This window comes from Mesorhizobium sp. M0870 (assembly GCF_040319775.1).
Lineage (GTDB): Bacteria > Pseudomonadota > Alphaproteobacteria > Rhizobiales > Rhizobiaceae > Mesorhizobium.
Genome location: NZ_JAMYOI010000005.1, coordinates 41,385 through 64,434 on the forward strand (window position 1 = coordinate 41,385; position 23,050 = coordinate 64,434).

28 protein-coding genes are annotated in these 23,050 nt (G+C 62.7%); 15 read left to right on the forward strand and 13 right to left on the reverse strand.

Annotated elements, in window-relative coordinates; translation table 11 throughout:
* Positions 1 to 51 precede the first annotated feature (51 nt).
* The 3 genes from NKH97_RS07875 to NKH97_RS07885 are packed head-to-tail and all read right to left on the reverse strand — an operon-like array spanning position 52 to position 1,363.
* Complete coding sequence (locus NKH97_RS07875; RefSeq protein WP_352555052.1) at positions 52 to 684, reverse strand: LysE family translocator; 633 nt, start codon at positions 682 to 684, stop codon at positions 52 to 54.
* Between the two features lie 36 nt (positions 685 to 720).
* Positions 721 to 1,134 (reverse strand): hypothetical protein, encoded by a 414-nt coding sequence (locus tag NKH97_RS07880; protein ID WP_236382885.1) that lies wholly within the window; start codon positions 1,132 to 1,134, stop codon positions 721 to 723.
* Positions 1,127 to 1,363 carry a type II toxin-antitoxin system Phd/YefM family antitoxin gene (locus NKH97_RS07885; RefSeq protein ID WP_023809741.1) on the reverse strand — a complete coding sequence of 79 codons (237 nt, stop codon included), beginning with the start codon at positions 1,361 to 1,363 and terminating at the stop codon, positions 1,127 to 1,129. The genes NKH97_RS07880 and NKH97_RS07885 overlap by 8 nt, the downstream gene beginning before the upstream one ends.
* 147 nt (positions 1,364 to 1,510) lie before the next feature.
* Between NKH97_RS07885 and rfaD the strand changes: the two genes are divergently transcribed.
* Genes rfaD through waaC form a run of 3 tightly spaced genes read left to right on the forward strand, consistent with a single transcriptional unit; the run spans position 1,511 to position 4,445 of the window.
* Positions 1,511 to 2,479, forward strand: a complete 969-nt coding sequence (rfaD, locus tag NKH97_RS07890) for an ADP-glyceromanno-heptose 6-epimerase (protein ID WP_352796003.1) — start codon at positions 1,511 to 1,513, stop codon at positions 2,477 to 2,479.
* The gene (waaF, locus tag NKH97_RS07895) at positions 2,452 to 3,459 is read left to right on the forward strand and encodes a lipopolysaccharide heptosyltransferase II (protein ID WP_352796005.1); all 1,008 of its coding nucleotides are present in this window, start codon (positions 2,452 to 2,454) and stop codon (positions 3,457 to 3,459) included. The genes rfaD and waaF overlap by 28 nt, the downstream gene beginning before the upstream one ends.
* On the forward strand, positions 3,456 to 4,445 hold the full coding sequence (gene waaC / locus NKH97_RS07900; RefSeq protein WP_352677319.1) for a lipopolysaccharide heptosyltransferase I: 990 nt from the start codon (positions 3,456 to 3,458) through the stop codon (positions 4,443 to 4,445). The genes waaF and waaC overlap by 4 nt, the downstream gene beginning before the upstream one ends.
* Before the next feature lie 241 nt (positions 4,446 to 4,686).
* Here waaC and greA read toward each other — a convergent pair whose 3' ends face one another.
* Both greA and NKH97_RS07910 read right to left on the reverse strand, forming a co-directional pair.
* Complete coding sequence (greA, locus tag NKH97_RS07905; RefSeq protein ID WP_013530066.1) at positions 4,687 to 5,160, reverse strand: transcription elongation factor GreA; 474 nt, start codon at positions 5,158 to 5,160, stop codon at positions 4,687 to 4,689.
* Between the two features lie 270 nt (positions 5,161 to 5,430).
* Positions 5,431 to 5,970, reverse strand: coding sequence for a tetratricopeptide repeat protein (locus NKH97_RS07910; RefSeq protein ID WP_128303804.1), 540 nt, complete (start codon positions 5,968 to 5,970; stop codon positions 5,431 to 5,433).
* A gap of 143 nt (positions 5,971 to 6,113) precedes the next feature.
* On the opposite strand from NKH97_RS07910, the gene NKH97_RS07915 reads away from it, so the two are divergent.
* From NKH97_RS07915 to NKH97_RS07925, 3 genes are all read left to right on the forward strand, one after another.
* Positions 6,114 to 6,539, forward strand: coding sequence for a DUF3775 domain-containing protein (locus NKH97_RS07915; protein ID WP_013530064.1), 426 nt, complete (start codon positions 6,114 to 6,116; stop codon positions 6,537 to 6,539).
* A 271-nt stretch (positions 6,540 to 6,810) separates the two neighbouring features.
* The gene (locus NKH97_RS07920) at positions 6,811 to 7,764 is read left to right on the forward strand and encodes an extensin-like domain-containing protein (RefSeq protein ID WP_502897073.1); all 954 of its coding nucleotides are present in this window, start codon (positions 6,811 to 6,813) and stop codon (positions 7,762 to 7,764) included.
* 115 nt (positions 7,765 to 7,879) lie between these two features.
* Positions 7,880 to 8,686 (forward strand): extensin-like domain-containing protein, encoded by an 807-nt coding sequence (locus NKH97_RS07925; protein ID WP_352440407.1) that lies wholly within the window; start codon positions 7,880 to 7,882, stop codon positions 8,684 to 8,686.
* Between the two features lie 12 nt (positions 8,687 to 8,698).
* On the opposite strand, the gene NKH97_RS07930 is transcribed toward NKH97_RS07925, so the two are convergent.
* Complete coding sequence (locus NKH97_RS07930) at positions 8,699 to 9,412, reverse strand: gamma-glutamylcyclotransferase (protein WP_023809747.1); 714 nt, start codon at positions 9,410 to 9,412, stop codon at positions 8,699 to 8,701.
* A 110-nt stretch (positions 9,413 to 9,522) separates the two neighbouring features.
* Here NKH97_RS07930 and NKH97_RS07935 point away from each other — a divergent pair, with 110 nt between their 5' ends.
* A complete protein-coding gene (locus NKH97_RS07935) occupies positions 9,523 to 10,230 on the forward strand; it encodes an LssY C-terminal domain-containing protein (protein WP_352796008.1) in 708 nt (235 codons plus the stop codon).
* Between the two features lie 13 nt (positions 10,231 to 10,243).
* On the opposite strand, the gene NKH97_RS07940 is transcribed toward NKH97_RS07935, so the two are convergent.
* On the reverse strand, positions 10,244 to 11,266 hold the full coding sequence (locus NKH97_RS07940) for a zinc-dependent alcohol dehydrogenase family protein (protein ID WP_352440404.1): 1,023 nt from the start codon (positions 11,264 to 11,266) through the stop codon (positions 10,244 to 10,246).
* Positions 11,267 to 11,392: 126 nt separating this feature from the next.
* Between NKH97_RS07940 and NKH97_RS07945 the strand changes: the two genes are divergently transcribed.
* Both NKH97_RS07945 and NKH97_RS07950 read left to right on the forward strand, forming a co-directional pair.
* A complete protein-coding gene (locus tag NKH97_RS07945) occupies positions 11,393 to 12,307 on the forward strand; it encodes a LysR family transcriptional regulator (RefSeq protein ID WP_023809750.1) in 915 nt (304 codons plus the stop codon).
* Between the two features lie 75 nt (positions 12,308 to 12,382).
* Positions 12,383 to 13,693: a hemolysin family protein gene (locus NKH97_RS07950; protein ID WP_023809751.1), complete on the forward strand. Its 1,311-nt coding sequence runs from the start codon at positions 12,383 to 12,385 to the stop codon at positions 13,691 to 13,693.
* A gap of 27 nt (positions 13,694 to 13,720) precedes the next feature.
* Here the strand turns inward: NKH97_RS07950 and NKH97_RS07955 are convergent, their stop codons facing one another.
* The gene (locus tag NKH97_RS07955) at positions 13,721 to 14,113 is read right to left on the reverse strand and encodes a hypothetical protein (RefSeq protein WP_023809752.1); all 393 of its coding nucleotides are present in this window, start codon (positions 14,111 to 14,113) and stop codon (positions 13,721 to 13,723) included.
* Position 14,114: 1 nt separating this feature from the next.
* The gene (locus NKH97_RS07960) at positions 14,115 to 14,999 is read right to left on the reverse strand and encodes an NAD(P)-dependent oxidoreductase (RefSeq protein ID WP_352629988.1); all 885 of its coding nucleotides are present in this window, start codon (positions 14,997 to 14,999) and stop codon (positions 14,115 to 14,117) included.
* Positions 15,000 to 15,128: 129 nt separating this feature from the next.
* Between NKH97_RS07960 and NKH97_RS07965 the strand changes: the two genes are divergently transcribed.
* The gene (locus tag NKH97_RS07965) at positions 15,129 to 15,482 is read left to right on the forward strand and encodes a winged helix-turn-helix transcriptional regulator (RefSeq protein ID WP_128303797.1); all 354 of its coding nucleotides are present in this window, start codon (positions 15,129 to 15,131) and stop codon (positions 15,480 to 15,482) included.
* Between the two features lie 220 nt (positions 15,483 to 15,702).
* Positions 15,703 to 15,834, forward strand: a complete 132-nt coding sequence (locus tag NKH97_RS07970; RefSeq protein WP_352752079.1) for a hypothetical protein — start codon at positions 15,703 to 15,705, stop codon at positions 15,832 to 15,834.
* A gap of 25 nt (positions 15,835 to 15,859) precedes the next feature.
* Here NKH97_RS07970 and NKH97_RS07975 read toward each other — a convergent pair whose 3' ends face one another.
* On the reverse strand, positions 15,860 to 16,114 hold the full coding sequence (locus NKH97_RS07975; protein WP_023809755.1) for a DUF1127 domain-containing protein: 255 nt from the start codon (positions 16,112 to 16,114) through the stop codon (positions 15,860 to 15,862).
* A gap of 230 nt (positions 16,115 to 16,344) precedes the next feature.
* Here NKH97_RS07975 and NKH97_RS07980 point away from each other — a divergent pair, with 230 nt between their 5' ends.
* On the forward strand, positions 16,345 to 17,850 hold the full coding sequence (locus tag NKH97_RS07980; protein ID WP_128303796.1) for a winged helix-turn-helix domain-containing tetratricopeptide repeat protein: 1,506 nt from the start codon (positions 16,345 to 16,347) through the stop codon (positions 17,848 to 17,850).
* Positions 17,851 to 17,905: 55 nt separating this feature from the next.
* Here NKH97_RS07980 and NKH97_RS07985 read toward each other — a convergent pair whose 3' ends face one another.
* The gene (locus NKH97_RS07985; protein ID WP_352796013.1) at positions 17,906 to 18,604 is read right to left on the reverse strand and encodes a CGNR zinc finger domain-containing protein; all 699 of its coding nucleotides are present in this window, start codon (positions 18,602 to 18,604) and stop codon (positions 17,906 to 17,908) included.
* A 116-nt stretch (positions 18,605 to 18,720) separates the two neighbouring features.
* Between NKH97_RS07985 and NKH97_RS07990 the strand changes: the two genes are divergently transcribed.
* Positions 18,721 to 19,629: an alpha/beta fold hydrolase gene (locus tag NKH97_RS07990; RefSeq protein WP_128303794.1), complete on the forward strand. Its 909-nt coding sequence runs from the start codon at positions 18,721 to 18,723 to the stop codon at positions 19,627 to 19,629.
* 10 nt (positions 19,630 to 19,639) lie between these two features.
* Here the strand turns inward: NKH97_RS07990 and NKH97_RS07995 are convergent, their stop codons facing one another.
* Together NKH97_RS07995 and NKH97_RS08000 are read right to left on the reverse strand one after the other, a co-directional pair.
* Positions 19,640 to 20,566 carry a DMT family transporter gene (locus NKH97_RS07995; RefSeq protein ID WP_352796015.1) on the reverse strand — a complete coding sequence of 309 codons (927 nt, stop codon included), beginning with the start codon at positions 20,564 to 20,566 and terminating at the stop codon, positions 19,640 to 19,642.
* A 109-nt stretch (positions 20,567 to 20,675) separates the two neighbouring features.
* On the reverse strand, positions 20,676 to 21,656 hold the full coding sequence (locus NKH97_RS08000; protein ID WP_352629994.1) for a quinone oxidoreductase family protein: 981 nt from the start codon (positions 21,654 to 21,656) through the stop codon (positions 20,676 to 20,678).
* Positions 21,657 to 21,753: 97 nt separating this feature from the next.
* On the opposite strand from NKH97_RS08000, the gene NKH97_RS08005 reads away from it, so the two are divergent.
* Positions 21,754 to 22,158, forward strand: a complete 405-nt coding sequence (locus NKH97_RS08005; protein WP_352796017.1) for a winged helix-turn-helix transcriptional regulator — start codon at positions 21,754 to 21,756, stop codon at positions 22,156 to 22,158.
* A 68-nt stretch (positions 22,159 to 22,226) separates the two neighbouring features.
* Positions 22,227 to 23,036 carry an MBL fold metallo-hydrolase gene (locus NKH97_RS08010; protein ID WP_352792980.1) on the forward strand — a complete coding sequence of 270 codons (810 nt, stop codon included), beginning with the start codon at positions 22,227 to 22,229 and terminating at the stop codon, positions 23,034 to 23,036.
* Positions 23,037 to 23,050 lie beyond the last annotated feature (14 nt).

The following is a 23,050-nucleotide window of genomic DNA, read 5'->3' on the forward strand; positions in this document are numbered from 1 at the left end:
CGCAAATTCACGCAGCGCAACGGCAGGCATGATCCCGGCAGGCTCGGGCGGTCAGCTCTTCTGCAGGGCGACATGGACGCCCAGCCCGACCAGCACGGCCCCTCCCGCCCGTTGCATCAGCCGCTGTGCCCGGCTCGAACGCCGCAAACGGCCGATCACGGCGCCCGCCAGGAACACGCAGACGATATCGGCCGAGGAGAACATCAGATTAACGATCGTGCCGAGCACGACGAACTGCAGCCAGACCGGAAACGCCGCCGAGGCGTCGATGAATTGCGGCAGGAACGCCATGAAGAAGATCGCTGTCTTCGGATTGAGCACCTCGACGGTGATGCTCTCGAAAAAGGCGCGCCGTGCCGATTTGCGCTCGATGGCAGGCAGCGACGCATCGCCGTCTGCGCGCTTGCGAAACAGCGAGACGCCAAGCCAGATCAGATAGAGCGCGCCGACCAGCTTGACCGCCAGGTAGAGGGTCGGCACGGCATGAAACAGCACCGACAGCCCGGCAGCCGCGGCGAAAACATGCACGTAGCCGCCCAGATGGATGCCAAGTGCCGCCGTCAGGCCGGACCAGCGGCCGCGCGCCATCGTCTGCGCGGCGGCATAGAGCATGGCCGGGCCTGGAATGTAGGCGAAGATCGCCGTGGTGGCGAAAAACGCGATGAGCAGTTCGGTCGATGGCATTTTTGGTCCCTCACGATCGTGCTCTGTTCTGTCGATTCAGTCCGCGCGCGGGATGGCTTTGGACTGACCCGTGCGGACAACCGCAGTAAAAGCGAACATAATTTTCTTGTGAAATGACGGGCTGAACGCGCCGATTCGCGCACCCGGCTCGAAATAGGCTGACGCTTCCAGGATATCATGATTGTACTCGTCGACCATGACCCAAAGGGGCATAGGGTCGAGGCCCGCACGGTGGCGTTCAATTTCCGGGATGCTGACGGCAACGCGATCACGGCCCGGCTGCGTGGAAGTGATTGCAAGGATGAAGAGGTTCGTACCGCCGGCTTTCCCAGGAAGGACAGCCACAAAGGCTACAGGCCGTGACTTCCGGCCTTCGGTCTCCCCGTCTCCGTGTTGGCGATGCCAAAGATATGGATATCGCCAGACGTCCGCAGCGGCGGGTTTAATCACGGTCCAATTCCGCGGCGTACTCCTCAAGCATCTCGACATGTTCGGTCGGGGCATCCTCCGCAGCGTAGACGCGGCGGCTGTCGTTGCCGAAGCGCGCTTCGTAGGCCTCGATGCTCATCAGGACGTATCTCGGCTTGTTGTGGCGAGTGATGGAAACCGGCTGCTGGCTGGCAGCTGCAAGCACATCTCCAAGATTCTGTTTCAGATCGGTCGATGGATAGTTTTTCATGGGATGTCCCGTTTTGTCCATAATAGACAAAACAGACAAAACAGACAAGCGCATAAAAATGGCAGGACAGGCACATGCCTGGCTTTATCGACAGCCCGCCTAGCCTCCCCTATAAGGGTCGGAATCGCAAGCAACCAGAGGCCCTTCATGATCATCGTCACGGGCGGCGCCGGTATGATCGGCTCCAACATCGTCGCCGCGCTGAATGCCGAAGGGCATGACGACATCCTCGTCGTCGACGACCTTACCGACGGTCACAAGATCGCCAATCTTGCCGATCTCAAGATCGCCGACTATCTCGACAAGGACGACTTTCTGCCCCGCATGGAGGCAGGCTCGCTCGGCCGCATCGAGGCCGTCTTCCACCAGGGCGCCTGCTCGACCACCACCGAGTGGAACGGCAAGTTCATGATGGAGGTGAACTACGCCTTCTCGAAACGGCTGCTGCACGCAAGCCAGGCGCTGCGCGTGCCCTTCCTCTACGCCTCCTCGGCTTCCGTCTATGGCGCCGGCTCGGAGTTTCGCGAGGATCCGGCGCTCGAGCGGCCGCTCAACGTCTACGCCTATTCCAAGAAGCTGTTCGACGACTTCGTCAGGCGAACCGTGTTCGCCGGGCGCACCGCCTTCGATACCGACCATTCACAGGTCGTGGGCTTGCGTTACTTCAACGTCTATGGCCCGCGCGAAGCGCACAAGGGCGCCATGGCCTCCGTCGCCTTCCATCTGTTCAACCAGGTCGAACGCGGCGAGAACCCGAAACTGTTCGGCGCCCATGACGGGTTCGGGCCCGGCGAACAAAGCCGCGACTTCATCCATGTCGGCGACGTCGCCGACGTCAATCTGTGGCTGTGGAAACAGGGCTCAAGCGGCATCTTCAATTGCGGCACCGGCCGTGCCCAGCCCTTCCGCGCCATAGCCGAAACAGTGATCGACACGCTGGGCAAGGGCGAGATCGAGTTCATCACCTTCCCCGACCATCTCAAGGGCAGCTACCAGAGCTTTACGCAAGCTGATATGTCCCGTTTGCGCGCGGCCGGTTACAATGGCCAATTCCGGACAGTGGAAACCGGTGTCAGAGACTATGTCGAATGGCTGAAAGCCCAACGATCCTCGTGATCGGCCCACGCTGGGTGGGCGACATGGTGATGGCGCAGTGCCTGTTTTCGGCGCTGAAGGAGTTGCATCCCAACGCCGCCATCGATGTGCTGGCGCCGACCTGGGCAGCGCCGCTGGTCAACCGCATGCCCGAAATCCGCCAGCAGATCGACTTTCCGCTCAAACCCGGTGCGCTCGAATTCACCCATCGGCGACGCTTCGGCCGCCTGCTGCGCGGCCGCTACGACATCGCCTATGTCCTGCCGGGCAGCTGGAAGTCGGCGCTGATCCCGTTCTTTGCCCGCATTCCGCGCCGGGTCGGCAACCTGCGCGAGATGCGCTATGGCCTGTTGACCGACATCGTGCCATTGCCCGACAGCATCAAACGACGCACCGCGCAGGCCTATTTCGGCCTTGCCCAGGGCGGTGGTTTCCGGGCGCCACGGCTTAGCGTGGACACGAAAAACCAGGTCGACCTGCTCGGCCGGTTCGGCCTAGCGCCGCAGAAATTCGTGGCCCTGATGCCCGGCGCCGAATTCGGCCCGGCCAAGCGCTGGCCCAGCGAAAGCTATGCCGGGCTTGCCCGCGATTTCATGGGCAAAGGCTTGAAGGTCGCTCTGTTCGGCTCGAAGAACGACCGCGACGTGACGGCGGAGATCGCGGCCCTGGCGCCCGGCGTCGTCGATCTCGCCGGACAGACGCGGCTGGAGGACGCCATCGACCTGATATCCGCCGCAAGGCTGGCCGTGTCCAACGACAGCGGGCTGATGCATGTCGCGGCCGCCGTCGGTACGCCGATCGTCGCCGTCTACGGCTCGACCTCGCCCGAGAACACGCCACCGCTGGCCGAGCACCGGGAACTGGTCTGGCTTAGCCTGTCGTGCTCGCCCTGCCACCAGAAGGTCTGCCCGCTCGGCCACCTCAACTGCCTGAAGACGTTGGAAGTCGGCCAAGTCGCGGCAGCGGCGGAGCGGCTGCTGGACATCCCGGCAGCGGCATGAAGGTGCTGATCGTCAAGACGTCATCGATGGGCGATGTCATTCACACCTTTCCGGCCGTCGAGGATGCCCGTCGCAACCGCCCGGACCTGACCTTCGACTGGTGCGTCGAAGAGGCATTTGCCGGCATCGTCGCGCTTCACCCGGCGATCGACCGGATTCATACGGTGGCGATCCGGCGCTGGCGCAAGGCGCTGCTCGACGGCGCCACCTGGCGCGAGGCGGCCGCCCTGCGCCGGACCTTGCGCGATTGCCGGTACGACCTCGTCATCGATGCGCAAGGCCTCCTGAAATCGGCTCTGGTGGCAAGACAGGTGGGCTCCCCCATTGCCGGCTTCGACCGTTCGAGCGCGCGCGAACCTTCTGCGACGCTGTTCTACGATGCCACCTATCCCGTGCCGCGCGACCTGCACGCCATCGAACGGACACGGCGGCTGTTCGGGCTGGCGCTCGGCTATCAGCCCGATCTTTCGACCCTGGACTCCGGCATCGTGCCGCCCGCCGGCACTCTGGCGGGCCTTTCTGGAAAAACCGCCTTCCTGCTGCACGGCACCAGCCGCGAAGACAAGAAATGGCCGGCCGAAGACTGGATTGAAACCGCCCGCCTGCTGGCTGAACGTGGGATGACGCCGGTCACCACATGGTCGAACGAGCGCGAGAAGGCCATGGCCGAAGCCATTGCCAAGGCAGTGCCGTTAACAGTTGTGGTGCCAAAGTCACCGCTGGCCGACATCGCTGCGTTCATCGGCCGCTCGGAACTGGTCATCGGCGCCGACACCGGGCTGACCCATCTCGCCAGCGCCTTCGGCCTGCCAACGGTTGCGGTGTTCCTGGCGACCGAGCCAGGGTTGACGGGGCCTCGCGGGCAATATGCGTCGACGCTCTTGGCCCCGCCCGGGAAGCGTGTGATGCCGGCGGAGGTGGTGGCGGAGGCAGAAAGGCTGGCGGGACTCCAGGTCCTTGGCAAGGCCAACGCTGGCAAGAACTGAAGTCAATCGGAAAGGCTGGCGCTGCCCTCATCCGCCTGCCGGCACCTTCTCCCCGTATAACGACGGGGAGAAGGGATCTGAACGCAAGGCCAGCGTCTATTCTGCTACGTTGAAAATTGGCGAAATCGTCGATGAGAGCATCTTTCTCCCCGTCACTATACGGGGAGAAATGCCCGGCAGGGCAATGAGGGGCGGCGCAAACCTCAGCTTAAAAGTCGCAGCCGCTCCCCCCTCGAATTCCCTAGATGAACTGCACCTGGACGATCTCATACCCCCTGGCACCGCCGGGCGCATTGACTTCGATGGCGTCGCCGACTTCCTTGCCGATGAGCGCACGCGCGATCGGCGAGGAGATCGAGATGCGGCCGGACTTCACGTCCGCCTCCTGGTCGCCGACGATCCGGTAGGTCTTCTTTTCCTCGGTGTCCTCGTCGACCAGCACCACGGTGGCGCCGAACTTGATCTTGTCGCCGCTGAGCTTGCTGACGTCGATCACCTCGGCGCGCGCGATATAATCTTCAAGCTCGTTGACGCGGCCCTCGTTGAGGCTCTGCGCCTCTTTGGCGGCATGATATTCGGCATTTTCGGACAGGTCGCCATGCGAGCGCGCTTCGGAGATCGCCTCGATGATGCGCGGCCGCTCTTCCTGCTGGCGCCACCGCAGTTCTTCCTTCAATGACGCGAACCCCTCGCCTGTCATCGGGACCTTGTTCATGATGCCTGCCTTTCCTGCTGCCGCCCCCGCGTTTCGGGGAAAGCCTTGTCGATGGTACAAAAAGAAAACGGGTCCGGCAGCCTCGGGCTAACGGAACCGTTTCACCGCAATTTCCCTGAATATAGCAATCTTCGCGGGTTTTTCACGCCCAAAAATCGGTTTTGTAAAAATCATCCCCGCATTCATCAGCCGGGGGCGGTGAATGAGACTGGGGCAACAAAAAAGCGGCCGCGATCGCTCGCGGCCGCTTAAAAGAGCCCTGGAATCTTTTCAGCTTCGCATAAAATGGTCGATCTGCTCGGCCAGCATGCCGTATTCGCGCGAACCCTTGCCGGTCCGCTTCTCGATTTCCATCAGCTGTTGCTGGGCGCCGGCCAGATCGCCGATCTGCAGATGCGCTTCGCCGAGATATTCACGCACCAGCGTGTAGTTCGGATCGATGCGCAGCGCTTCCTCGTAATAGCCGAGGCCAACGGTGACGCGGCCGGAATGGCGGTGCGAATAGCCGAGATAGTTGAGGATGCGCGGATCCTGCTTGTTGGCGGCAAGGCTGAGCACGGCGATCGCCTCGTCATAGCGCCCGGCCATCGCCAACGCATGGCCAGCATCATAGATGCTGTCGTCGTCGAGCATGCCCTCCTGGGGTGCGACGCACTTTTTCTTCTTCTTGTCCCAGACTTCGCCCTTCTTGCATTGGGTGACGGTCTGATCGCTGCCGCCACTGTCACCGCCGGCGGCGAACACCGGAACGGCAAGGAACTGCAGCGCGACAAGGGCAGTCGCCGCCTGGATCAGCACTCTTTTATGCATCGAAACCTCCTGGAGGGGTGAGAATGCAACACTAACGCCGGTCGGCTTGCGTTTCATCCCGGAAAATTACGTGCGGGAGAACATCAGGTGACGGATGCTGCGAATCCGCTATCATCCGGCAAACGACCTGAGGGAGACGGCCCTTGCAGCGGCGGCTTGAAAAGGACTGGGAGCTTTCGATCGGCCCCGACACGGTGCGCCTGTTCATCCTCAAGGCCAAGGCGCTGAGTGCGGCCGTCAATGAAGACTATGCCGATGGCGCCGAGCACGAGGTCGAACTCGACGGCGAGTCCCATGTCAACCATCACCATGACGGCCTTGCCGAGGAAAGCTCGGAGAATCTGACCGAGGAAGAGCTGCGCGAGCTGATAAACGACCTCAATGTCGATGAAGCAGCCGAGCTGATCGCGCTGGCCTGGGTCGGTCGCGGCGACTACGACGCCACAGAATGGGCGGACGCGCTGGCGGCAGCGCGCGAACGCGCCAACAAGCGCACCGCGAAATACCTGCTCGGCATGCCGCTGCTCGCCGACTGGCTGGAGGAAGGGCTGGAAGCGATCGGTGCGTAACGACGCGGTTACCGTTCGTGATGGGGCCAAGGCAACTTTCCTCGCGTCGGCGCCGTTGACGGCGATGGGGTCGATTGTCTTTTCCCGAATATGCAGGATCGCGTTCGTCATGACCATCACGGTCTTGCTGGTGATGCCGGCCGAGGCGAGACATCGCCATCGGCATCACGAGCCGTTGACACCGAGGATAGAGCAGCCGTTGACACCAAGAGCCGAACAGCCCCTTAAACCGCGAGGCGGAAAGCGCCTGAAACCACGAAGACACCGGTCGGTGACGCCGAAGCAGGCACAGCAGAAAACGCTGCCGCCGCTGCCCTTGCCTGCCGATGTTCCGATGCCCAGACCCGGCATTTCGGGATCCGGACCCGCCATTCCGGTGCCGGAACCACGCCCGGCGGACGCTGCGAAAACCGCCGGCGCGCCCGACCGTTCCAATGAAGAAAAATCCCGTCAGGAAAAGCAGGCACTCCCCGAGCCGCCGGCTCCCGAACCCTCAGCCGATACGGAAAGCGAACCGGAGCCGCCCGCGGTCGCGCCAACGCCGACACCAAAACCCGACATCGCGGAGCCCGAGGCTCAGCCGCCCAACATTGGCCCGCAGCCGTCGCAAAAGCCGGCCGATGCAGACGACGAGAAGATGCTGCCAGACCCGCGCTCGGCCGACTTGCCCGATGAAAAAATGCCAGCCGAGGAAGTCGCATGCCGCGAACGGCTGAAGACGCTCGGCGTCGAGTTCGAAGAACACAAGGCGGAAAGCCAGCCTGAAATCGGCTGTTCGATCCCCTACCCCATCGTGCTGAAGACCCTTGGAAAGTCCGTAGCCATCGGCCCCGGCGCCGAGCTCAACTGCAAGATGGCCGAGGCGGCGGCACGTTTTGCGGCCGATGTGATCCAGCCGGCGGCGAAAGCTGAATTCGGCGCCGACCTGAAATCGATCGGCCAGGCGTCGGCCTTCGTCTGCCGGCCACGCAACGGCACACGAAAACTGTCGGAACACGCGTTCGGCAACGCACTCGACATCGCCAGCTTCACGCTGTCGGACGGCAAGAAGATCGAGGTCGGCCCGGCACCGCCGGAAAAAGACGCTAAATTCCTCAACGCCGTGCGCAAGGCGGCCTGCGGACCCTTCAAGACGGTGCTCGGTCCGGGCGCCGATCCGGATCATTCCCTGCATTTCCATCTCGATCTCGAACCGAGATGGCATGGCGGGACGTTTTGCCAGTGAACATGGCTGATCCAGCCGCGTGCCGCAATTCGGCCGCAGGCATGAACGCGGGCGCTGAGTTTTCCTTTACCCTTGATCGTTAAAATGCCGGATATCCATCAACGGGATTCCGCCAATGGCCGGTAAATTTCGGGCCGTGTTTTTCGCCGCCGCGCGCCAGTCAAAATATGCAGCAAGGCTGACCGCCGGCCTGGCGCTGGCGGCGCTTTCCGCCTGCAACACCGGCAGTGTGCTGTCGCTGCAGCCGGCCGTCGACGTCGGCGCGCAGACGGCTGCCGTGCCGCAATATGCCGGCATGCAGAAGCTTGTTCCTTCCAATCCATACATGACGCAGGCCGCTTATCCGCGCATGGACGAGCCGATGTCGCCCGTCGAGCAGATGCCGGCCAGCGAAACCGACTGCCGGCAGCAATTGAAGCGCCTCGATGTCGCCTACACCGACCTGGCGCCGATCCATGAAGGCCAGTGCGGCATCGATTATCCGGTCAAGGTTTCGGCCATCGGCAACATCCAGATGAAACCCGCCGCGACCCTGACCTGCGACATGGCCGCCACCTTTGCCGGCTGGACGAAGAACGAGCTCGTCCCCTCCGCCCGCTGGCGTTATTTCTCCGGCGTCAAGACCATCCACCAGGGCTCCAGCTATTCCTGCCGCAGGATTGCCGGCGAAGGTGTCCTGTCCGAGCACGGCAAGGGCAATGCGCTCGACGTCATGAGCATCGAACTCAACAATGGCGACGACATCGACGTGCGCAAGCCCGGCCTGTTCGCCTTCCGCACCCGGGGCTTCCTCAACAATGTACGCGCCGACGGCTGCCAGTATTTCACCACCGTGCTCGGCCCCGGCTACAATTACGACCACCGCAACCATTTCCATTTCGACATCAAGAACCGCAAGAACGGTTATCGCGCCTGCCGTTAGAAAGAGATCAGCCTAGTCGGCGCCACCGGTTGAAGCGGCGATTTGCCGTGCAACCAAGTCCTGGATGCGCCAGAGATTCCGGTCGCGGATGCCGCTCTCTTCAAGCTTGCTCACGGTCCTGAACAAATACTGCGCCGAAGAGCCCCAATGACCGGCAGCCCGTGCCAGAGTGTCGGCAACCTGCTCCAATGGCAACCGGCCGGCATAGGCCCTGCCATCCGGCGCCGCGACGAAGGCCAAGGCATGCAGCGGCCCGTCCTTGGTCTTGACCTTGATCCAGCATGGCACGTTGGTTGGCGGGTTGGCATCGATCTCGCGGCGCATCAACTGGCCGAGTTGCCCGAAATGGTCTTCCGCGGGCAGCCGATAGACGATGCCGTTGCAACTGCCGCCTCGATCGAGCGCCAGCATCAGGGCCGGCAAATCACGGGTTCCGCGCCAGCGGGTCAGCTTCAGGCAAAACGAGCGGTGCCATCCCGGCGCCGTGGCCGGGCGCTGCTCGACATGGGCGAATTCGGGGTTCCAGATCAACGACCCGTAGGCAAAGACCCAAAGCGTGTCGGGACGATGCTGCGAAAGCAGCTTTTCGACCAGGCCATCGAACTCCGCATCGGTGTGCTCGCTGGTTCCGGGCTCTGGCCCGGGATCAGGCTCGACACGCTCAACTTGCGCGACAAGCTCGGCGGTCAACGCCATTGGCTTGCGGCCTGCCAGCTTCCGCTCCATTGCTGCCCCCGCGAAGAAACGATGGCCCACGATAGAGCGGCGGCGCGCTGCTGGCCATTGATTTCCAGGGTCCCTCGGGCAAAAGATACCGCACGGATCGGGCGGCGTTCATGAGCCAGCGAAGTTTTCGGCGACGCGTTGCAATCTGGGTGGCGACCTTGCTGGCCGCCTATCTGGCGCTCGCCTATTTCGCCGCACCGGAATTCTGGACGTTTCACGATCGCGGCTTTCGCAAGCACAGCTTCGAGATGGTGACGCACACGCCGCAAGGCATTCCGGGCGATCCCATCAATGTCGGTCTTGTCGGTACGCGAAAGGAAGTAATCCACGCCTTCGCCGTCGCCGGCTGGGACACCGCCGACGCCGTGACCCTGAAGACCGCGATCGAGATCGGTGAAAGCGTGCTGTTCGACCACCCCTACCCCGATGCGCCGGTCAGCAGGCTGCTGTTCGATGGCCGCGCCCAGGATCTCGCCTTCGAAAAGCCGGAGGGCCTCAGCGCCGACCGCCGGCATCATGTGCGCTTCTGGCAGACCGAGGCAAGCGGCGACGATGGCCGGCCGCTGTGGCTGGGCTCGGCCAGCTTCGATCGCGGCGTCGGCCTCAGCCACGACACCGGCGCCGTCACCCACCATATCGGCCCCGACATCGACGCCGAGCGCGATTTCCTGATGCGCGACCTGGCCACCGCCGGCACGCTGATCTCGACCAGCGACATATCGGGCGTCGGCGCCACCAGTACGGGCCGCAATGGCGGCGGCGATCCCTATTTCACGGACGGCGAGGCGATTGTCGGCATGTTGAAGCAGCTGCCATGACCCATCGCAAAAGTCAGTTCGTGGTGATCACGATCTTGCCGAACGGCCCTTTCTCCAGATGCTGCAAGGCCTGTGGCACCTCGTCGAAGCCAAAGACCTTGTCGATGACCGGCTTGATCGCCAGCGCCTCGATCGCCTGATTCATACGTTCGAAGGCGCGGCGATGGCCGACCGACAGGCCCTGCACGGTGATGCGGTTGCGCATGAAGGGCACGATAGGGAAGCTGAGCTCCATCGCGCCCAGCAGGCCGATGATCGACAGCCGGCCGTCGGCGGCCAGCGCGTTCAGCGATCGCCGTGCATTGTCGCCGCCGACCATTTCCAGCACGTGGTTGACGCCCAGCCCATTCGTCAGCTCACGCGCGGCCTCGTCCCAGGCCGGTTGCGTGCGGTAGTTGATCCCTTGCCAGGCGCCGAGCTTTCTTGCCCGCTCAAGCTTTTCGTCGCTGCTTGAGGTGACGATGGCGCGCAGGCCGAACGCGGTGGCGAACTGCAGCGCAAACAGCGACACGCCGCCGGTGCCCTGGATCAGAATGGTCTGGCCCGGCACCGGTCTGGTCGCTTCGGCCATGGCGAACCAGGCCGTCAGCGCCGCGATCGGCAATGTCGCGGCCTCGATGTCGCCGAGCGATGGCGGCGCCAGCACCGCGGCGTCCTCGCCGAAGATGACATGATCGGAAAGCATGCCCGACAGCGACGACCCCAGCGTGTGCTTATGCAGCACTGGCGGTGCGTCGCCATCCGGCCAATCGGCGATCACCTGGCCGAGCACGCGCTGGCCGACATGAAAGCGGCTGACCGCACTGCCGACGGCCACCACTTCACCCACCGCGTCGGATGTCGGCACGAAGGGAAAGGCAAGATCGGGGATCAGCACGCCGTCTACGATCATCTTGTCCTTGTAGTTGAGTGACACGGCCTTGGTCCGCACCAGCAAATCGTGCGGCCCTGGCTCGGGTACCTTGCCTTCCACCTGGCTTAGCCTCGACAGGCCAAAACCGCTCATCTGCCAGGATCTGTTGATTGGGGTGCTCATGTCGCGTCGCGCTCCGTGCGTTGATGCAGGCGAGACATTTATGCCTTTCGACTATGGAAAATAGTGCTTTCGTGCGGTATAATTTGACACTGATTGCGGACTAAAAGTCGACAATAGGAAATCGCCATGGAAACGGCCGACCTGCAAGGCATCGTCGCGTTCGTTCAGGCGGTGGAGGCCGGCAGCTTCACCAGCGCCGGCGAGCGGCTGCATGTGACGAAGTCGGCGATCGGCAAATCGATCGCGCAGCTGGAGCAGAGACTCGGCGTTCGCTTGCTGAACCGCACCACCCGCAGCCTCAGCCCGACCAGCGAAGGCGTCAGCTATTATGAAGCTTGCGTCCGGGCCCTTGCCGAGATCGAAGCCGCACAGTCGCTGCTTGCCTCGCGCCGGCAGGTCCCGTCTGGCCGGCTTCGGATCGACGTGCCGCTGGCCTTCGGCCGACGCTGCGTCGCCCCCGTGCTGTTCGAGATTTCGAGGGAATTTCCGGACCTGACGGTGGAAGTCTCCTTCAATGACCGCCGCGTCGACCTGATCGAGGAGGGCATCGACCTGGCGATCCGCATGGGCGAACTCGACGACAGCCTGTCGCTTGCGGCCAGGCGCCTCTACGCCCAGCGCTCGGCCATATGCGCGGCTCCCGACTATCTCGACAGGCATGGCCGGCCGCAATCGGTCGAGGATCTCGCCGATCACAGCGTCATTGGCTACGGTCGCGAGGGCATCGTCCGTCCCTGGGTGATCAGGCATTCCGACGGCCATCTCGCAACCTTCATGCCCAAGGCGCGACTCGTTCTCGGCCATGGCGAACCGATGCTGGATGCAGCGCTCGCCGGCTGCGGCATCGCCTTCCTGCCGACATGGCTGGCCGCCGACAGCCTCAAAAGCGGCGATCTCGAAATGGTGCTGTCGGACTGCCTGGTCGAGAACATCGTCGTGCATGCCGTCTGGCCGGTAACGCGCGCGCTCACGCCAAAGGTACGGGTTGTCGTCGACGCCCTCGTCGAACATTTTTCGACGCCGCCCTGGGATGCCGCGTGACCGAAATGCCGGTCATTTCTCAAAAATCACGTCAGACTATTTTCGAAGACCGCGCCGCAATGCTATTGACCGCTCATGTTATACGTAGAAATCGCTATCGTGGTCGTCCTCATCTGTGTGAACGGCCTTCTGTCGATGTCCGAACTTGCCATCGTCTCGTCGCGACCGGCCCGCCTGAAAGCGATGATCGACCGCGGCATCAATGGCGCCGGCCGCGCGCTCGAGCTTGGCTCGAATCCCGGCAAGTTCCTCTCCTCGGTGCAGATCGGCATCACCCTGGTCGGCGTCCTCTCCGGCGCCTTTTCCGGCGCCACGCTCGGCGAACGGCTGGCGCAGTTCCTGGCCTCGACCGGCATCCGCGAGACCGTCGCCGATCCGCTCGGCGTCGGCATCGTCGTCGCCATCATCACCTATTTCTCGCTGATCGTCGGCGAGCTGGTGCCCAAGCAGATTGCCTTGCGCGACCCAGAGCGGGTCGCCGCCAGGGTCGCTCCGGCAATGACCATCCTCGCCACCATCTCGGCGCCGCTGGTCTTCCTGCTCGACTTCTCCGGCCGCACCATATTGTGGCTGCTCGGCCAGCGCGGCGAAAGCGAGGAGAAAGTCACCGATGAGGAGATCAAGATGCTGGTCGCCGAGGCCGAGCATCACGGCACGATCGAATCCGACGAGCGGCGCATGATCGCCGGCGTCATGCGGCTTGGCGACCGCGCCGTGCGCGCGGTGATGACGCCGCGCACCGAGGTCGACTGGATCAATCTGCAATCCGACGAGGCGGCCATCCGCAAGCTGCTCATGGAAACCCAGCATTCGCGCCTGCCGGCAGGTGACGGCGGCGTCGATGTCATGATCGGCGTCGTCCAGACGCGTGACGTGCTGGCGGCGTTGCTTGCCGGCCGCGTGCTCGACCCGCGCAGGCATGTTCGCGCAGCCCCCATCGTCTACGACCAGGCCGACGCGCTGGATGTGCTACAGAAGCTGAAGGAATCCGACGTGCCGATGGCGCTGGTGCATGACGAATACGGCCATTTCGAAGGCATCGTCACCCCGGCCGACATTCTGGAAGCCATCACCGGCGTGTTCCGCGCGGACACAGACGCCGGCGACGAGGAGAACGCGGTCAAGCGCGAGGACGGCTCGTGGCTGCTCGCCGGCTACATGCAGGCCGACGAGATGGCCGACATTCTCGGCATCGACCTGCCGGAAAACCGCGATTACGAAACCGTCGCCGGTTATGTGCTGTCGCACATGCACCATCTGCCGGCGACTGGCGAATGCGTCGACGCGCAGGGCTGGCGCTTCGAGGTGGTCGATCTCGACGGCCGCCGCATCGACAAGCTGATCGCCACCCGCCTGCCCGGCGCCCACCGCGAGGCGGTGCGCTGACATGTTCGAATGTCAGCTTTTGACCGGTTAGCTGACGCCGCCCTCTGCCAGAGGTCGAACTGGTTTCAACAAACCGAAGAAGCCAATGATGCGCGTTATCCGTTTCTGCTCCTCATCTAGAAAAGCGATGTCCAGGCCCTCGGGTAAAGACGAACCGTCAGGCATCACAAACTTCCACGCGAAGCGCGCGACGCCGTGATGAACATCCACGTTGCTGGTCCGCAGAATGCAGGCACCAGGATGCTTGCTCTGAATTCCTGCAATGTGGGCTAGCAGTTCTTTGGCACCAACAGCGTGAACGGTTGGATCTGTATACGTCGCGCCATCGCTCAAGACCGATAGCAGCGACGCCCGCCGCTTCTCGGCGTTTTCGGTGGACCACGATGCACAATACTTATCAATGAGATGCGTCAAAGGCATGCTACTTCCCTGTCGCCAGAAAATGCGAGAGCGCGGCGAAATCATCGTGCAAGTGGCCCGCCGCTATGGCCCGTTTGAATATCGCATCATAACCATCGACTATTGAACGGTCGATTCCGCGGAACTGCATCAACTCCAACAGATGCTGCATTGCGCCGTGGTGCGCCGAGATCGACGAGAGCGTTTCGTTATCGCTGGCAAATCGGCCAGCGCTCGTCCGCTTGATGAGGTCGGTCACCAGGCCGTCAATGACCGGCGCCGTCGCGGACCACTGCCGCGCCAGTTCACCCAGTTCGATCTCTTCGGCCTGCGACACGGCGATCGCATGGAGCGTCCCGAACAGAGCGCCCCACATGATAGCCAGTAGTGCGCTATCGAGCGCGTTCGCACGCCCTGGTTCTTCGCCAACATGCTGGACATTGCCACCCAAGGCGCGAAACACATCGCGGTTCGTGTCGAAAGCCTCCCTTGGCCCGGCAAGCAGGATGGTCCCGGCGTCCGTGCCGATATAATCCGGCGTCGCCATGATCGCGCCATCAAGGTAGTTTGCGCCGTGCTTCGTACACCATTCAGCGGCTTCCCGTGCGCCACTCGGCGTCCCCGAAGTCAACTCCACGATCAGCTTGCCGCGAATGGCTGAGGCGATGGCGTCACTGTGGAGAAGCGCTTTTGTCGCCTTATAGTCGCTGACATTCACAATGATGATCTCGCCTGCGTTCACGGCTTCCTCCACGGAGGACGCGGCGATTGCGCCCAGCCTGGCGAGTGGATCGGTCTTCTGTCTGGTTCTGTTCCAGACAGTCGTCGGATATCCCGACTGAAGCAGGCTGCCGGCGAGCGCCGAGCCCATACGGCCCGTTCCAATGACCGTGATTGAAAGCTTCATTCCACACTCCATATCAATTGGCGGCGTCAGACCGCGTTTTGCTGTGATCGTCTTGAGAGGTATGTCAAAACGAGCGGCGCGCGATACGCACCCGGGCGTAAGTGGTCACCAGAAGGTAAGGAACGCGCGATGAACAATTCCGCGGACAATGGCTTTGCAGCGGCCGTCAGGATGGTCGAAGGAAAGTGGAAAGTAGATATCCTTTGCGAGCTCGGAACGGCGTCGCGCAGATTTGGTCGATTGAAACAGGCGCTTTCTGGCATCAGTGAAAAGATGCTGGCGCAACAATTGCGAGAACTGGAGGCCGACGGCCTTGTCGACCGTAAAGTCTTTTCCGTGGTTCCAGCGAAGGTAGTCTATTCGCTGACAGAACGCGGCGCGGCGCTCAACGCAGCAGCAGGTTCACTATGTCTGTGGGCCGAGCAATTCGGCCTGCCCGGCTGCCCTCAGATTGCCAATGGCGTACATATGGATGCCCTCTGATGCATGTCGCCCAAAGCGACCTCGGTTTGGGAGAACGACATGCATAAAAACGAGGATCTAAAACGCCTGAACCCGTTCGTACGGGACACGCTTCAGGGGTGCGACGCGCTGGATGTCCTGTCGAGATTAAAGGCGTTCCGATGGTGCTGGTCATGACGAGTACTACCGTTTCGCACCGCCACAACGGCCGGCATTCTCCCACCGGGCTCCGTCGCCGGCTATGTGCTGGCGCACATGCATCATGCCGGCGACTGGCGAATGCGTCGACGCGCAGGGCTGGCGCTTCGAGGTGGCGATCTCGACGGCCGCCGCATCCCGCCTGGCAGGCGCCCATCGCGAGGCGGTGCGCTGACGCCCGAGCAATTGCGGCATTCGCTCTATCGTTCCCAGAAGGACTTGGCGATCTCTCCCTCGACCTGCTCTATCGTCAGGCCGATATCGTCGATCAGATGCGGATTGTCCTTCGACATCTGCCTGAGTTGCCAGCGAAAGCGTATCCGTTCGCGCCAGGTCCGATCGTGCCAGCTCGCTATGATGCTTCGCAGGGTCTTCAGGAGCCGGCGCGATGCCGGCCGCACGGGCGTTCCCGGTCGCGCTGCACAACGCTGGGCTGATGCAAGTGTATTGGTCATGGCAACCTCCATATGGTTTGAGGGCCTAGGGCTCTCGATGAGGTTGAATTCTGCGCGATACGGACGGCGCCGTAATTAAGCCCTCCCAAATAGTTCTCAAAACTTCCAAACGAGCTAGAGCAGTTCACCGGTTCACGGAACCGGTAACCTACTCTAACCCTTTGTTTTGACGCAATTCCGAACAGAAAACCGCTTCACACTTTTCCTGGAATTGCTCTATAGATGCGCCTATGGGATCGCGTTTTGCCTTTGGTCCGTTCGTGCTTGATCCGGGTGCGGGAACGCTGCTTCGGAACGACGTCCCCGTTGCCGTTGGCTATCGCGGGCTGAGCCTGCTTGCAGCACTCGTCGGGCGGCCCGGTGAAATCTTGGGAAAGGCCGAGTTGATGGACGCTGCATGGCCGGGCACGGCCGTGGAGGAAGGCAACCTCACCGTCCAGATCGCGCAGTTGCGCAAGCTGCTTGGTCCTGTCGGCGAGAACGGCGAATGGATATCCACCGTTCCGCGCGTCGGCTACCGTTTCACGGGGGCCGTCGAGCAGCTCGGCGAGGCCAAGCGAAAACCCTTGCCGCTGCCCGACAAACCATCGATAGCCGTGCTGCCCTTCGTCAATTTCAGCAACGATCCCGAGCAGGATTCCTTCGTGGACGGGTTGACTGAAGACCTGATCACCGACCTGTCCAGGATCTCCGGCCTGTTCGTCATCGCCCGCAACTCGACCTTTGCCTACAAGGGAAAAGCGATGGACGTGCGCGAGATCGCCGGGGACCTTGGCGTGCGCTACCTGCTGGAAGGCAGCGCAAGACGCGCCGCGGGGCGCGTGCGCATCAATGCACAGCTGGTTGACGCGGTGAGTGGCGATCATCTGTGGGCGGAACGCTTCGATCGCGGCCTGGACGACATCTTTGCCGTTCAGGACGAGGTGACGGCCAAGATCGTGGAGGCATTGCTTGGCCGTCTGCGCACGCTGCCGCCGCGCAACCGGCCCAGCAATCTCGAGGCTTACGATCTCTGCGTGCGGGCGCGCAAGCTGATCGACGACTCGCCGCAGATGGCGCAGGAAGCGCATCTGATGCTGACGCGCGCGGTGTCGCTCGATCCCGGATACGCCGAGCCCTATCGCTGGCTTGCCATGAACCACTGGATGGGACAGGTGCATTGGGGCGGACCAACCGAAGCTGCCCGCAGCGTTGCCTTGGAGCTGGCGCGCAAGGCTGTGGCGATCGATCCCAACGATGCTGGCTGTCGCTGGATCCTGGCCTACCTGCTTGCCTATGAGCGCAGCTTCGCCGAGGCGGATGCCGAATTCGCCAAGGCGATCGAGCTCGACCCGAACGAGGCCGACACCTGGGCGGCATTGTCCGACATCGCGGTCCTGGCCGGCCGGGTCGAAGAGGGTCTCGAGCACATCCGCAAGGCGTTCCGGCTGAACCCGTTTCCGGCGAGCTGGTACTATCTGACGCTCGGCCAGGCGCAATATGCGGCGCGCGACTATCAAGCCGCTATCGAGACGTTGCGCCGTGACGAGACCTATCGCACAAGCTCACGCCGTTTCCTGGCGGCAAGCCTGGCGCAACTCGGCCGGCTGGACGAGGCGCGCGCGGAGGCCGAGCTGTTTCTCGTCGGCAACCCGCATTTCACAACCCATCACTGGGCGACGACCGAGCCATTCCGCGACGCCGCTACGCTCGAGCATTTCGTCGATGGTTTTCGCAAGGCCGGTCTTCCGGAGTGACGCGCCGGCATCCGGCCTGCCCGCAGCAAAGGCGAAGTGGTGCGCTAACCCGGATCTAGGCATGGGCATGATCTCGGTGGCGCGAGACCTTCTCGCGGTTACCGCAGGTGCGCATGCTGCACCAGCGCCGCTTGCCGCCTCGCGACGTATCGAGGAAAAGCCAGCCACAGCGAGGGCAGGAATGCAGCCTTTCGCGCGGCAGGGTGAAGAACGCTTCGATGGACAGCATGGCCAGCAAGGCGGTGACGGCATCCGGGTCCCGCCACCGGGCAAGGGCAAGCTCCGGCCTGGTGCGATCCAGCTCGATAGAGCCGGTGGCAAGCGAGCTTGCCGTGCGCGAGAATAACACGCCTAGAGCAATTCCAGGAAAAGTGTGAAGCGGTTTTCCGTCCGGGATTGCGTCAAAACAAAGAGTTAGAGCAGCTCGCCGTTTCCGTGAAACGGTGAAATGATCTAGCGGTTCGACCGCGGACGGTTTGCCCGCGGCGATTGACTCGAAGACCTGAAATGACGCCTCCCGCACTTCGCGGACCCGTTCCACGAACCGCCCATCCGCTATCTCGGCGACGGCCTGCGCCTGGCGATCGTCGGCAAGCCCTGAGGCGTTGAACCAGTTCGCAACATCCCGGACGGACTTGAACAGTTCATTGTCAGCTGCTGGCACCCGCCGGTCGAACACGGCGTTCGACAGGTCCAAAGCGGGATGCCCGCCTATGAAGTGATCCGGCACCCATTCGGTGTGTGCATCGCCCATGGAACATAACCTCATTAGCCGGATTATACGGTTATGATGTAACCACTATCATACGGATATGTGGTGTCAAAGCCACAACACCGCCAGATCGGCGCGGAACCCCTGGGAGAGAGAGGATGTGCAGCAATCGTTACAAGACCCGCCACGAAACCATCAATGTCGACGGCCTCGACATCTTCTACCGTCATGCCGGCGATCCCGGCAGACCGGCAATCCTGCTGCTGCACGGATATCCGACTTCGTCGCACGTCTATCGCAATGTCATCGAACCGCTGGCGGAGACAGCCTATGTGGTGGCGCCGGATCTGCCCGGTTTCGGCTTTTCGTCCGCCCCTTCCATCGATGCTTATGACTACACGTTCGAGAACCTGGCCAACACGATAGAAGCCTTCATCGAGGCCCTCGGCCTCCAGCGATTCTTCCTCTACATCACTGACTTCGGCACGCCCGTCGGCTATCATCTCGCCACACGGCGGCCGGATCGCATCCTCGGCCTGATCGCGCAAGACAGCAACGCTCATGACGAGGGGCTGGGACCGGAATGGGACGCGCCGAAGGCGTTCTTCGCCGAACCGACTGAAGAAAACCGCGCCAAACTGCCGGACTGGATGAATTTCGAGGGGACCCGGAACCAATATATCGGCGGTCTCCCCGAGCGTCTGAAGGTGTTGTTTCCGCCCGAGGGTTGGTATCTCGATACGGAGCGTCTGGCGAGGCCCGGCAACACCGACATTCAGTTCGAACTCTTCACCGATTATGGCTCGCACATCGCCCGCTTCCCGGCCATCCAGGCCTATCTCCGCGACCAACAGCCAGCATGCCTCGTGCTGTGGGGACGGCACGACGCCTTCTTCGCGCTGGACGAGATCATGGCCTACAGCCGCGACCTCGACGCAGTCGAAATCCATGTCTTTGAGAGCGGACACATGCTTCTCGAAACGCATCATCGCCAATGCGCGGCTCTCATCGCTCACTTCATCCACGAGGTGGAGACTGGGGTATTTCGCGAACCTGCCGGGCGCTGAACGTCGGCGCTCAAACCGCCACTTCGATGGGCTCGGCAAGCCTGGGATTGGCCCGCGCGACGATCAGGCAGCCGGCGACGATCAGGCACGCTCCGGTCAAGGTGGTCCAGGTCGCCTCCTCGCCGAAGAAGAACCAGCCGAGCGCGACCGCCCAGATAAAGGCCGAGTATTCCGTCGGGATCAGATATTGCGCTTCGGCGCGGGCGTAGGACCAGCTCATCAGGAACTGCCCGGCAAGCGACAGCACCGTCACCCCGGCCAAAGGAAGCCAAAGATTGCTCGGTAGGGCGACGGCAAGCCAGGGTGCTGCGAGGCCGAGGAGGATGGCAACGCAAAGGTTCTGGAACAGCATGATCTCGATGGGCTTGGCCAACTGCGCCTGTTGCCGGGCGAGGATCAGATTGTAGCCGTAGAACACCGTCGACACGAGCACCGCTGCCGTGCCGAGCATGGCATCTTGCGAATAGTCTGCCTTCCCGAACTGGCCGGCCATGATGATGGCGACACCGGCAATGCCGGCCAAAGATGCCCAGACAGCCTGGCGCCGGATCCGTTCGCCCAGCAGCAGCGCGGCGAGAAACAGGGCAAACAAGGGCGCCACGAAACTGAGCCCGATCGCCTCCGCGAGCGGCAGCCTGGCCAAGCCCCAGAAGAAGGATATCAGGACGATGCCGACAATCGCGGCACGCAGCGCATGCAGCCTCAGCACCGGAACGGTTGGCGTTAGGCGCGGTCCCGCCAACCAGGCCGCGCCCGCGACCACGGTCGCGACCATGCTGCGCCACAGCAAGGTGTTGTAGACGCCGACCGCGATGACCAGGATCTTCATCGCCGCATCCATCCCGGACAGCAGGAAGATCGCAAGCGCGCAAACGAGCACCGGGATCATCGGGGAAACGGCGCCGGTCAGGCTGGATGTCTTCACGGCTTCACTCATGTGACGGATTGCAGCCGGATATATCAGGCCACAGGGCGCGACCAGATGGCAGTCCCGTCGATGTAGCAGTCCAACCCCGATTGGCGTCGTGTTCGCGGCTATCGCCATATCAGGGTATCAGTACCACCTTCCCGGTCGACCGGCGCTCATCCAGCAACCGGTGCGCTTCCCCGGCCTGGTCGAGCCGGAATCTGCCGCCGATCGTGACCTGCAGTTGGCCGCCTGCCGCCATTTGGAACAGTTCGGACAGGCTGGCTTTCAGCACATCGGCAGACAGCAGCGGCAGCAGCGCGAAACCCCTGAGTGACTGGTTGCGGCCGATCAACTGCTCCAGATCGGAGGCAGCGAGGCCAAAGCGCCCGAGCGCAGCAAACACCAGTTCGCCGCCAGGCGCCAAGGCCTCAAGCAAGGCAGCGGTCAGCGCACCGCCGACTGTGTCGTAGATGATGTTGGCGCCCTCCCCGCCGGTGAGGTCGCGGACGCGAGCGGGCCAGTCCGGCTTGGTATAGTCGACTGCGGCATCGGCGCCGAGCGACAAGACGAAATCCAGCTTTGCCTTGCCGCCGGCGGCTGCGATCACCTGGCGTGCGCCCTTCAGCCTGGCCAGTTGGACAAGCAGCGTTCCCACACCGCCCGATGCGGCCGGCACCAGCACCGCCTTGTCATCGGGCGGGCTTTGCCGAAGCAGATGAAGGGCCGTCAGCCCCTGCACCATCAGCGCCGTGGCAGCCTCGAACGGCAGCGCATCCGGCAGCGGCACGACGAGATCGGCTGACATCGTCACCTGCTCCGCATAGCCGCTGTGGGGACGCTGCGACATGAACAAAGGCGCGGCCACGCGGCGACCCAGCAATTGCGCATCCACACCTTGCCCGACGGCCTCGACGACACCCGCCGCCTCGACGCCCGGGATCATCGGCAGTTGCGGCGTCACCGCGTAGCGGTTCGCGCGCATCAGCACTTCGAAGAAGTTGATCCCGGCGGCGTGGACACGGATCAGCACCTCGCCGGACTGCGGCACCGGCGCCGGCAGATCGACCACCTCCAGCACCTCGGGACCGCCGAAGCGGCTGAGTTGAATGGCTTTCATGGCAAACTCCGATAGCACTGGCATCGGCAGCGGTTTGCCACTATCTGCGGAGCCTCGACTACACACTCATTTGTCCCCTGCTGACCAGGAGGTGACCATGCCAGATTCCAAGAGAATGCCGATCAAAAGACTGCCGATGCTGCCGGCGGAACGGGCGCTGAAAGTGATCGCCGGTCGCTGGAAGGCGGTCATCCTCTACCATCTCTTCGATGGTCCCCGGCGCCTGTCGGCGCTCAAGACGCTGATGCCGGGCATCACCCAGAAAGTGCTGATCCAGCAGCTGCGCGAAATGGAAGAGCACGGCCTGGTCAGCCGTGAAATCTTCGCCGAAGTGCCATCGCGCGTCGAATATTCGGCGACGCGCCTCGGCCTCAGCCTCGAGCCGATCCTGCTGGCGCTCTGCCAATGGGGCCAGCACCACGCCGACGAGTTGAACGAGACGAACCGCCTCGCAGACTGCATCATACGGCCGAGGCAGGCGACGCCTGCACAAATAGCATAAATCGAATTGACGGGGCGACGCGGGTTGCCCGTCGCAGGTTGTCGATTGTCCACAGAACGGATCGGAAAATGCACCGCATAGCTTCGGGCGACCTTTATCAGACCTACGATCTTGGTGACTTGCGCATCACCTCCTTGCGCGATGGCTATGTCGACATGCCGATCGGACGGCTTCGGCAACGCGGCGACAAGCCATTTGGCGATGAATTGCCGCAACAAGTCGCGTTGGTTGGTGGTCAACTCAGGCTTTCCGTCAATGCCTTCGCGATTGACGATGGAAACGGGATCATCTTGATCGATACCGGCGCCTCGAACGCCTGGCATCCCACCATGGGCCGACTTCCCGAGGCGCTGGACGAAGCTGGCATCGATGCAGGACGAGTCCGTACCGTCTGCTTCACCCACACGCATCTCGACCACATCCATGGTCTTGTGCTTGCCGACGGCCGCGACGCTTTCCCGCGTCTGGCGCGCTTGCTCGTTCCCGGGGAAGAACTCGGCTTTTTTCGCGCCGAAGCGCGGCTCGAACGATTTCACGGCACGGCGGAACCCTTCGAAGCCGGAGACCGTATCGGGACACATGTCGACATTGTCGGCGCTCATGGCCATGAAGCGGGACACAGCTGCTTTCGTGTTTCTGCCGGCGGCGAACGCATTTTGATCTGGGGCGACACCGTTCACGTCCCATCGCTTCAGTTCGATCGACCTGAGGTGACATGGGAATTCGACGCCGATCAGGACCAGGCGCGCGAAAGCCGGTTGCGGTTGCTGGCGCTTGCAGCCGACGATCATTGTTTCGTCGCCGGCGCGCATCTGGATTCGCCCGGTGTCGGCCGCGTCGTCCGATCCGGCGCCAGCTTTCAATTCGAGCCGCTATAATTGAAAAAGGGCGG

Coding starts and splice junctions, on each gene's coding strand:
- NKH97_RS07875 (WP_352555052.1), bottom strand. CDS start 684: ATGCCATCGACCGAACTGCTCATCGCGTTTTTCGCCACCACGGCGATC.
- NKH97_RS07885 (WP_023809741.1), bottom strand. CDS start 1,363: ATGAAAAACTATCCATCGACCGATCTGAAACAGAATCTTGGAGATGTG.
- rfaD (WP_352796003.1), top strand. CDS start 1,511: ATGATCATCGTCACGGGCGGCGCCGGTATGATCGGCTCCAACATCGTC.
- waaF (WP_352796005.1), top strand. CDS start 2,452: ATGGCTGAAAGCCCAACGATCCTCGTGATCGGCCCACGCTGGGTGGGC.
- waaC (WP_352677319.1), top strand. CDS start 3,456: ATGAAGGTGCTGATCGTCAAGACGTCATCGATGGGCGATGTCATTCAC.
- greA (WP_013530066.1), bottom strand. CDS start 5,160: ATGAACAAGGTCCCGATGACAGGCGAGGGGTTCGCGTCATTGAAGGAA.
- NKH97_RS07910 (WP_128303804.1), bottom strand. CDS start 5,970: ATGCATAAAAGAGTGCTGATCCAGGCGGCGACTGCCCTTGTCGCGCTG.
- NKH97_RS07925 (WP_352440407.1), top strand. CDS start 7,880: ATGGCCGGTAAATTTCGGGCCGTGTTTTTCGCCGCCGCGCGCCAGTCA.
- NKH97_RS07930 (WP_023809747.1), bottom strand. CDS start 9,412: ATGGAGCGGAAGCTGGCAGGCCGCAAGCCAATGGCGTTGACCGCCGAG.
- NKH97_RS07935 (WP_352796008.1), top strand. CDS start 9,523: ATGAGCCAGCGAAGTTTTCGGCGACGCGTTGCAATCTGGGTGGCGACC.
- NKH97_RS07940 (WP_352440404.1), bottom strand. CDS start 11,266: ATGAGCACCCCAATCAACAGATCCTGGCAGATGAGCGGTTTTGGCCTG.
- NKH97_RS07945 (WP_023809750.1), top strand. CDS start 11,393: ATGGAAACGGCCGACCTGCAAGGCATCGTCGCGTTCGTTCAGGCGGTG.
- NKH97_RS07950 (WP_023809751.1), top strand. CDS start 12,383: ATGTTATACGTAGAAATCGCTATCGTGGTCGTCCTCATCTGTGTGAAC.
- NKH97_RS07955 (WP_023809752.1), bottom strand. CDS start 14,113: ATGCCTTTGACGCATCTCATTGATAAGTATTGTGCATCGTGGTCCACC.
- NKH97_RS07960 (WP_352629988.1), bottom strand. CDS start 14,999: ATGAAGCTTTCAATCACGGTCATTGGAACGGGCCGTATGGGCTCGGCG.
- NKH97_RS07965 (WP_128303797.1), top strand. CDS start 15,129: ATGAACAATTCCGCGGACAATGGCTTTGCAGCGGCCGTCAGGATGGTC.
- NKH97_RS07970 (WP_352752079.1), top strand. CDS start 15,703: ATGTGCTGGCGCACATGCATCATGCCGGCGACTGGCGAATGCGTCGAC.
- NKH97_RS07975 (WP_023809755.1), bottom strand. CDS start 16,114: ATGACCAATACACTTGCATCAGCCCAGCGTTGTGCAGCGCGACCGGGA.
- NKH97_RS07980 (WP_128303796.1), top strand. CDS start 16,345: ATGGGATCGCGTTTTGCCTTTGGTCCGTTCGTGCTTGATCCGGGTGCG.
- NKH97_RS07985 (WP_352796013.1), bottom strand. CDS start 18,604: ATGGGCGATGCACACACCGAATGGGTGCCGGATCACTTCATAGGCGGG.
- NKH97_RS07990 (WP_128303794.1), top strand. CDS start 18,721: ATGTGCAGCAATCGTTACAAGACCCGCCACGAAACCATCAATGTCGAC.
- NKH97_RS07995 (WP_352796015.1), bottom strand. CDS start 20,566: ATGAGTGAAGCCGTGAAGACATCCAGCCTGACCGGCGCCGTTTCCCCG.
- NKH97_RS08000 (WP_352629994.1), bottom strand. CDS start 21,656: ATGAAAGCCATTCAACTCAGCCGCTTCGGCGGTCCCGAGGTGCTGGAG.
- NKH97_RS08005 (WP_352796017.1), top strand. CDS start 21,754: ATGCCAGATTCCAAGAGAATGCCGATCAAAAGACTGCCGATGCTGCCG.
- NKH97_RS08010 (WP_352792980.1), top strand. CDS start 22,227: ATGCACCGCATAGCTTCGGGCGACCTTTATCAGACCTACGATCTTGGT.